At 45.7% G+C, this 8,789-nt stretch carries 7 protein-coding genes and 1 other RNA gene; all 8 read right to left on the reverse strand.

Annotation, left to right across the window (positions count from 1 at the left end; all coding sequences use genetic code 11):
- Positions 1-19 precede the first annotated feature (19 nt).
- Positions 20-1,414 (reverse strand): exodeoxyribonuclease VII large subunit, encoded by a 1,395-nt coding sequence (locus tag HYR79_07495; protein MBI1821539.1) that lies wholly within the window; start codon positions 1,412-1,414, stop codon positions 20-22.
- On the reverse strand, positions 1,407-2,207 hold the full coding sequence (locus tag HYR79_07500; GenBank protein MBI1821540.1) for a TIGR00282 family metallophosphoesterase: 801 nt from the start codon (positions 2,205-2,207) through the stop codon (positions 1,407-1,409). The genes HYR79_07495 and HYR79_07500 overlap by 8 nt, the downstream gene beginning before the upstream one ends.
- Positions 2,208-2,477: 270 nt before the next feature.
- Positions 2,478-4,043 carry a ribonuclease Y gene (gene rny / locus HYR79_07505; protein ID MBI1821541.1) on the reverse strand — a complete coding sequence of 522 codons (1,566 nt, stop codon included), beginning with the start codon at positions 4,041-4,043 and terminating at the stop codon, positions 2,478-2,480.
- A 434-nt stretch (positions 4,044-4,477) separates the two neighbouring features.
- Positions 4,478-4,658, reverse strand: a non-coding RNA gene (gene ssrS / locus HYR79_07510) — 6S RNA.
- A 103-nt stretch (positions 4,659-4,761) separates the two neighbouring features.
- Positions 4,762-5,205: a GGDEF domain-containing protein gene (locus tag HYR79_07515; protein ID MBI1821542.1), complete on the reverse strand. Its 444-nt coding sequence runs from the start codon at positions 5,203-5,205 to the stop codon at positions 4,762-4,764.
- 7 nt (positions 5,206-5,212) lie between these two features.
- Positions 5,213-6,655 carry a GAF domain-containing protein gene (locus tag HYR79_07520; protein ID MBI1821543.1) on the reverse strand — a complete coding sequence of 481 codons (1,443 nt, stop codon included), beginning with the start codon at positions 6,653-6,655 and terminating at the stop codon, positions 5,213-5,215.
- Complete coding sequence (locus tag HYR79_07525; GenBank protein MBI1821544.1) at positions 6,652-7,080, reverse strand: hypothetical protein; 429 nt, start codon at positions 7,078-7,080, stop codon at positions 6,652-6,654. The genes HYR79_07520 and HYR79_07525 overlap by 4 nt, the downstream gene beginning before the upstream one ends.
- Positions 7,081-7,113: 33 nt before the next feature.
- Positions 7,114-8,082, reverse strand: a complete 969-nt coding sequence (locus HYR79_07530) for a hypothetical protein (GenBank protein MBI1821545.1) — start codon at positions 8,080-8,082, stop codon at positions 7,114-7,116.
- Between the last annotated feature and the right edge of the window lie 707 nt (positions 8,083-8,789).

Consider the following 8,789-nt stretch of genomic DNA (forward strand, 5'->3'; position numbering starts at 1 on the left):
TGTGTGAAAAGTCAAGGCTTTACGCCCCTGATCCGTTGACTTGAATCACTTTGGCGATGACTTTTCCTTCAGCCAGAAGAATTTCAATCAAATCATCTTTTCGGACCGAGCGGGCAGATTTGAGAATCGACTGTTCCGGAAGTTTTCGCGTAATACTATACCCCCGTCTGAGAATTTCAAGAGGCCCCAGAGTGTTTAAATTAGAGACCAGCGTTTCCGCTTCTTTTTTCTTAAAGACGATCTCATGCCGGATCTGCTGGACGAGCCGTTCAAATAGCTGTAAAACCTGCTCCCTGCACCTTTTTAATTTTTGAGAGGGATTTTGATAATCAAGGCGTTTTAAAATTCCTTCAAAAAGATTTCTTCGGCCGTCAACCGTTCTTCCCGCAGCCACCGATATTCGCTCGATGAGGTCGTCGAATTTTTGAAATTGTTTTTCAATCAGCCGCTTCGGATTAACCAGCCGGTTTTTCATCCCCTCGATGTCTTTATACCAGGCGGTCAGAGACCGTTGATAGGCATGAAGAAGGCGGCTTTGCGCAAGATGAATTTTTTCAATCAGCTCGAGATGGTTCTTAACCACCAATTCAGCGGCCGCCGACGGCGTGGGCGCTCGCAAATCAGCCACAAAATCTGAAATGGTGACATCGGTTTCATGTCCCACCGCGGAAATAACCGGAATTTTTGAATTAAAAATAGCTTCTGCAACACGCTCTTCATTAAAGGCCCAGAGGTCTTCCAGAGATCCTCCTCCCCGGCCGATAATCAGCACGTCAATTCCTCCGATTTCATTCATTTCGGCGATGGCACGGACGATCGCAGGCGCGGCTTCCTCTCCCTGTACCGGCACGGGGTTGATTAAAATATTAACCGCGGGGTGTCTCCGTTGAATAATCTGGAGCATATCGCGGATGGCTGCGCCTGTCGGAGAGGTAATGATCCCGATTTTTTGCGGAAACGAGGGGATCGGCTTCTTATGAACCGGATCAAAAAATCCCTTTAACCGGAGCTTCTCTTTGAGCTGTTCATAAGCCAGCTGAAGGGCCCCGACCCCTTTCGGCTCAACCGTTTCAAGAACAATTTGATATTCTCCCCTCGGCTCATAAACGGTAATCCGCCCTCTGCAGAGGAGATGCTGCCCTTCCTTCGGAGCAAATTTCAGCAATCGGAGCGCGGCTTTAAAAATAATCGCTTTAATTTGCCCCCTTTCATCCTTCAGCGTCAGGTAACAATGACCGGACTGGGGGATTCGAAGGTTAGACACCTCTCCCTCCAACCAGACATTTGAAAACGTTTTTTCCAACTCGTTTTTAATGTAAAGATTGAGTTCGGTTACAGAAAAAACTTTTTTCTCCGTTACCGAGTCAGGAGAGAAATCGTTCTTTTTTTCAGCAAATGAGAAAAGGTCATCCATTAAATTGTTCCGAAATCTGGAGGCGTTGAATCGATCGCGAGATTCCCGCCGGGGTCGTTTCTATAATAACCCCGGAAAGGACCGACGGTCCTTCCGCGGGTTCGTACCTGCGGGGAATCTGAGTCAGAAATTTTTGAATCGCGGTTTCTTTTTTAATTCCGATGACCGAATCGGTCGGACCGGTCATTCCAACATCGGTCACATAGGCGGTTCCGCCCGGTAGAACTTCCTCATCCGCTGTTTGCACATGGGTATGCGTTCCGACTACGGCGCTGACTCTTCCGTCCAGATACCACCCAAGGGCTCGTTTTTCTGACGTGGCTTCTCCATGAAAATCGACGAGAATCGTCGGCGTTTCAGTTCTTAATTTTTCAATTTCCTGATCCGCGGTTCTAAAAGGACAATCACTGGGAAACATAAATATCCGGCCTAACAGATGAAGAACAGCGATTTTTTCGATGTCCCCTTTCCGGGTTTCAATTTGAAAAACCACGCTTCCTTTGCCAGGGACACCCGCCGGATAGTTTGCGGGACGAAGGAGACGGGGTTCCGTGTCGATAAAGTCCAGGATCTCTTTTTTATCCCAGATATGATTTCCGCCGGTGATGATATGAACTCCGGCTTTAAAAAACTGCCCGACAATTTTAGGCGTAATGCCGAACCCGGCGGCCGTGTTTTCTCCATTCGCGATCACGCAGTCGATGTTATGTTGCTGGACCAGCCGGGGCAAGGTTCTTTCAACCATTTTTCGTCCCGGCTCGCCCACAATATCTCCGATAAAAAGTATTCTCACAGCTTTTTCCAGTTTTATAGAAAAGGACCCGCATCGCACAAAACTAAAGCATTACAAATGTCGGCGGGTCACTAAAATCAGAGGTGTTAACGGGGCCATCCATGCGAAAGTGCCTGGTGTGACCTGAACGAAGACTTCGGCGAAGTTTGTTTATCCCACCCTAATGTAAAAATCTATAGATGAGGATAACTTCGTCGGCGTCGGAGAAACGGTCATTCCAGGCGCTTGAGAACCATTGACTGAACGATTACGTGTTTTGTTTTCAATTGTCTATTTCGCATATTCGATGTACCGGCTTTCCCGAATCACGGTGATTTTAATTTGCCCGGGATAGGTCAACTCCGCCTGTATTTTTTTGGCAATATCACGGGAAATTTGGGCGGACTCATGATCGGAAACGTCATCCTGCTTGACAATAATCCTGATTTCCCGCCCCGCTTGAATCGCATAGGCCTTATCGACTCCTTTATAGGAAGTGGCGATTTTCTCGAGTTTTTCAAGACGTTTTACATAAGACTCCAGGTTTTCTCTTCTGGCGCCAGGTCTGGCGGCCGAAATGGACTCTGCGGCGGCAACCAGAGCCGATTCCGGACAGATGCATTCGATATCCCCATGATGGGCCGCGATCGCATTGACCACTTTGGGAGATTCATTATATTTTTTTGCGATGTCCGCGCCGATCATCGCATGAGGTCCTTCCTCCTCATGGCTTACGGCTTTGCCGATATCGTGCAGAAGAGCCCCCCTTCTTGCTAACTTGACATCCAATCTCAGCTCCTCTGCCATCATGCCGCAGATATAAGCCGCCTCTTTGGCATGCATGAGATTGTTTTGCCCGTAACTGGTCCGGTACTTTAACCGGCCGAGAATTTTAACGATTTCAGGGTGGACATCTGAAACCCCTAATTCAAAGAGCACTTTTTCAGCCTCTTCCTTCATGGTTTTATCGAGATCTTTTTTGACCTTTTCAACCACTTCTTCTATCCGGGTCGGGTGAATCCTTCCATCTGACATCAGCCGCTCGAGAGACAGTTTCGCAATTTCTCTCCGAACAGGATCAAAACCCGAAATAATGACCGCCCCCGGCGTATCATCAATAATCAAATCGATTCCCGTCGCCGCTTCCAATGCCCTGATATTCCGCCCTTCCCTCCCGATGATACGCCCTTTCATTTCATCGCCGGGCAGCGCCATCACGGAGCAGGTCGTTTCGGCCACGTATTCGTTAGCGTATCTTTGTATCGAAATCGTAATGATTTCCTTTGCCTTTTTTTCCGCGATTTCCCGGGTCTCCTCCTCGATTCTCAAAATCATCTTGCCCGCCTCAAATTTCGCTTCTTCTTCCAAACTGGCAATGAGCTGCTTTCTTCCCTCTTCGGCTGTAACACCTGAAATATCTTCCAGCCTGGCCCTCACCTCTTGAACCCCTTTTTCATGCAACAGTTTTTTTTCTTCCGCCTCTTTTTGCTTTTGGGCAAGTTCCCGATCTTTTCTCAGGGTTTCCTCTTCCTTTTTTCCCAACTGGAACATTTTCCTCTCCAGATTTTCCTCTTTCTGAATCAGTTTTCTTTCTAATTGGGTCATCTCATTTCTTCTACCCTGAATTTCCTTTTCCAAATCGGTCCGAAGCTGAAGAAACTGTGTTTTGGTTTCCAAAACGGCCTCGGTTCTTTTATTTTCAAATGTTTTCTGAATTTCCTCAAGCTTTCTATTAAGCTCGGCCGTCTTCCCCTGCAGAACCGCTTGAGCCGTTCTGTTTTTGGATAACCAGCCCAGGCCGAAACCCAATACGACAGATAACCCTGTAATCAAACCTATTTCAGGCGATACTAACATAATATTGGACCTCCTATATTGATAGAGAGATCATACAAAGACATTGGCATATCCATGCTGAAAAAATTCCCTATGATTTAAAAAGAAAAATTTTTGTCTACTAGAAGGAAGTTTGGCAAGACTTGATAAAAGCGATGGAAGAGTGAAAACGGGAATGGATTAATTCATCTGCAACCCGAATCCCTTAAAAAAAAGACTCCCGTTTCCTGAACCGAATTGATAACGGAACCACAAAAAAAATCTTTCATTTTCAAAAAAACTTTCATTTTCACTCTTTTATTTTTCACCAAGTCCGTTAAAATTTCCTTTCAAGGTGGAGATTCATACTCAGGGGCCCGTGCGGTTTCACTTCGTGAAATCCTCCAATGCCCCCGAACCCCGTGTTCCGCACCGGCTAAGCCGGTTGCTTCACTTTCAACGTTTCAATCCGCAAAAAAACCCCCGCTTTTGCGGTTGCGACAGAAAACTTGGACCCGGTTTCCCAGGTGGGAGTATCATTGAAAATTTAAGGCTTTCCGGATTTACCGGACATGCACACCATTTTCAGGTCTTACCCCCTAAGTTTTAAACGTTGGGACACAATTTTCTGCCCGCTGACCAACAAAGCAGGGGCTTCTCTTATTTACACTAGCACTCGGAAAAAAAAATTTCAAGAGAAAGTTTGGAAAAGCCAGTTGCTTCACTCTACTTTCCGACCCAATTTTCTCTTTCTGATATCCTATTTATTCTGCAAGGATTTTTTAAACCACACCCGGTTTCTGCCGCTCTCCTTTGCTCCATATAGCGCGTCATCCGCCTCTTTAATAAGCCCTTGGACGGTGTTAGCGTCATCCCTGAATGAGGCTACGCCTAGACTGACGGTCAAGTTTCCTCCAGGTTGGGTCTCCTTTAAGGGGAATGGAGATTTCTCAACACCCTTTCTAATCCTTTCCGCAAGCTGAACAACTGTGTCTTTATCCGTTTCCACAGAGATGACGACAAACTCTTCTCCACCATATCTGGCCACCGTATCGGAATGTCTTACCTCTTTTTTGATCACTTCGGCCATCATTCTCAAAACTTCATCCCCTCCCTGGTGCCCGTGGGTGTCATTGTAATGTTTAAAATAATCGATGTCTAACAGGATGATCGACCCAAGACCAGCGATAGACTTCGCACCCACTTATTAATCATGTCATTGCGAGCACCGAAGGGTGCGTGGCAATCTTATCGTAAAGTCTTGAGATTGCTTCACTTTGTTCGCAATGACAGCTTTCTAACTCTGTTCTTTCACCCAATCTCTTGATAAAAAATCTGTGGTTATAGAGTCCTGTGAGACCATCCGTAATCGCCATCATTTTGGTCTTTTGATAGAGCTTTATATTTTCCAACGCGATACCCACCTGCTGCGCCACAGTCGTCATGAGTTCAAGATCTTCCTGATTAAAAACCCCGGGCTTATCCTTAAATGCGCAGATGAGGCCAGTCATCGCCTTTCGGGAATGAAAAGGAACAGCGATAACACTCTTTATATTAGGGCTCCATTTATCTTTTTGTATGACATCGCCACACTGATTCAGATCGGCTACCAGCCGTGCCTTTCCCGATGCGGCGACCCCGCCATAAAGCCCCTCGCCTACCTTGTATCTTATATTTCTAATCTCGGAATCGGAAAAATCGGTAAAGGACGCGATATAAAGGTCCTCCCTTTTATCGTCCAGGAGCATGACCACAACCCTCTGGATGTCGAGGCTGCTGCTGATCTTAACGACAATCTCTTTTAGAAGTTCTTCTGCCTCAAAAGTGGTTGATATAATCCTGCTGACATTGTACAGGGTAAAAAGCTCCCGTATCCTCCGCTCCAATTCACGCTTGGAATGATCCAGGGAGGCGGCCATGAGATTAAAACCCTCTGCAAGCTCTTCTATTTCATCTCCCGTCTTGATGAAAACGCGATGGTCAAGTCTTCCGCTTCCGAAAATCTTTGCCCCATCGTACAGCTTCTGGAGAGGTCCGGTGACGAACCTTTTAATATAAAAGGAAAGAGGAACCACGGACAAAAGCATTAGCCCAAGAATAATCATAGAGACAGTCTGGATTGATTGAATCTTTTTTTCCACAACCGCTCTCATTTTTTCCACATCAGCTTCTGCCAGGTTATGAAATTGATCCACCTCCTTTGTTAAGGCATCGGCCTTCAAATTCAGCGCCGTCATCAACCCGTTCGCTTTTTTATTTCCGACAGGGTGTTCTATAAACAGAATCTCGACAGCCGCGTTCCCAAAATTGATGGCCTCCCCTGCCACTCTTTCCACGAGCAGATCCCATTCCTTATTTTCCTTAAAATCTTTCAACTCCTTAAATATCCGAGAGGTCTTATTGATCAGAAGGTCAAACTTGTCCCGCTCTTTTGCGTCCCCGGTTAACAGATATCCATTCACAGGCGCCAGGAGCTTATTTACGCGAATCTGCAAATCCCCTGTGAGCCTCTCCTTGCGGATATTCACGTCCAGCTCCCGGTTGAGTTTATAGATGTCATTGATGACCAGAAATACGGCCCCAACCACCATGACATACAATAATAATACGGCAAAAAAGGCGCTGATAATCTTCCGATTGATCCCTATCTTCATCGGCTTACACCTTTGATGACCTTTACCCCTTTTGAATCCCGCAATTCCCCTTTCATGACATAGCCGATGGCCCCTCTTTTCTTTTTCACGGCCTCAATGATATCCCTCGGATCGGTTTCCGTCAGAGGCAATTCCCCTCCTTCCCCAAATAATTTCTTTGTCCAATGAAGTTTGAACTCTCGGGAAGTCATCTTTAAAACTGCTTGAAAGAACGCGTCCTTTACCGGACCTTCCGGATAGTTAATCGCTTCTATCCTCACCCCACCCTCAAACTTTTTCTCTCCGAGATAAATATCTCTTATCGTTATTTCTGAAAGATTTACAAGCGGTCCGGTTTCATTGACGATAATCGCGATCTCTTCCGCATGGAGATTTGAGACAAAAATCAGACCATGGAGGATAGCGAAACAGGAAAAAAGTTTCATCAGTTGAAAATAAATGACCGTATCCCTCTTTTTTTAAAAATGAACCGCCCACTGAATCTCAACAATATGGTATGTCTGGGCGCCCTTTTTGTCATCATTCCTGTACTGGAGCTTGATACTGCTATCGAAAGGGTCTACCTCATATTTTAATCCCATGATCTTCTGATTTCGTTCCGACCCGCCTGCAAGGTCAAGAAAGTAGGGGTCCGAATCATTCACACCGAGTCTTTCATATCTTGCATACGGGGTAATGGGATAGGGAAGGGTCAGGGCATAAGAGAGTTGAATATAGAAGGCATCGGCGGCCGCGTCTGAATTATAAAATCTAAAATATTCCGCAAGAAATTCCCAGGGGAGTTTAGTATAAGAAAGATCAAATCCAAAGATAGACTCCTTCAGACCGGCCTTTTGGCTTGTATCCAGGGTGTACGTTGTACCGGAAATTCCGAAGATGAAATCAGGGACAGTAACGGGCGTCACGGAAAACCGGAGAGCCGCCTCCTTTGAGTCATTATCATCGGCTATGTTGTTGGGGTCTAATTTTTTCTCAATAGGGTCGATCCTCGGACCATTGGCGATCTGAAACCTATAACTAAACCTCCCAAAGTCATTGGCTTTTTTCCCTTCCATCTCGATCCCTATCAGATGGACAGGGATGACGCCGTTTTTATCCTCAAATCCCAGAAAGAACGGTCTGTCAACGGTAACAAATAACCATTTTCCATGGTGATAGGCGTTATTCCAGTAACCAAGGGCGGTATGGTGCCTGCCTGCTCTTAAAGTGATGAGGTCGTTGAAGGTGTAACCAATCCAGAACCTTTCGACCTCAGGGAAGAAACGAGACTCTTCTCCCTCTATTTGAATTTCTGAAAGAAAAATTAATCGATTATCGACATTCATCGTGGAGAATAAGTCTAAATCTCCAAGAAAGAAACTGGGATGGGATTTCTCGCGGGTGACTGTGGAAAATCCTACGTCGCCAAATACATCTATGTTTGCCACATAGTTGTTGTATTTCTCTGTTTCGGTATTCCTAGGAATCTGAAGCGTCTCTAAATTCCGGCCGATCCGATCTATTTCCTGTTGCTGTTTTTCCAGCTTTTCTTTAAGGTCATCCAGTTCATTTGCAAATATCCATGACGGATTAGAAACGAATAGAACTAAGATAACAAATGAAAAAAACCCTTATCATGTAACATGAACTTTGAACCCGACCTTGTCTACTTCCATCGTCATTGAACCTGGATGACGTCAAATTATTGGCAGACTCTATAAAAGTATACATCAACGTGACTCATTGTCAAAATGATTGACCATGTCTGTACATTTTAAACTTAAAACCTCTTCCGGTGGAGGGGGCGCTATTTTCAAAAGAATGTCCCGGCAATCACTCCCGGCGCCGGTCCGTAGGCAATATCATTAAGCGGAGGAGTTCCTGAGTGTTCCGATTGTTTTATAGACATGCGATGACTGAGAAAACTCGATTTGAGGATAAAATGAAGTGGCTATCTTTTTAGCCCAAATAGAGCGGAGCATTTACAGAGAAAAAAGTCAATCGGTTGACAATACCCGGGTGTGAGACAAATTTATGGGTAAACTTCTCACCCGGTTGCCCGATTTCCCCAAAACTCCTCCCACCGGCCGCTGATCTGGCAGCAGCGCAGGGCGATAATCGCATTGGCGCCTTTGACGGTCCATCTCATTCCCGA

It is taken from the genome of Nitrospirota bacterium (genome assembly GCA_016178585.1).
Classification (GTDB): Bacteria; Nitrospirota; Nitrospiria; order JACQBW01; family JACQBW01; genus JACOTA01.

Excerpts from the sequence above, each read along its gene's own strand:
- HYR79_07495 (MBI1821539.1), bottom strand. The coding sequence starts at position 1,414 with ATGGATGACCTTTTCTCATTTGCTGAAAAAAAGAACGATTTCTCTCCT.
- HYR79_07520 (MBI1821543.1), bottom strand. The coding sequence starts at position 6,655 with ATGAAGATAGGGATCAATCGGAAGATTATCAGCGCCTTTTTTGCCGTA.
- rny (MBI1821541.1), bottom strand. The coding sequence starts at position 4,043 with ATGTTAGTATCGCCTGAAATAGGTTTGATTACAGGGTTATCTGTCGTA.
- HYR79_07525 (MBI1821544.1), bottom strand. The coding sequence starts at position 7,080 with ATGAAACTTTTTTCCTGTTTCGCTATCCTCCATGGTCTGATTTTTGTC.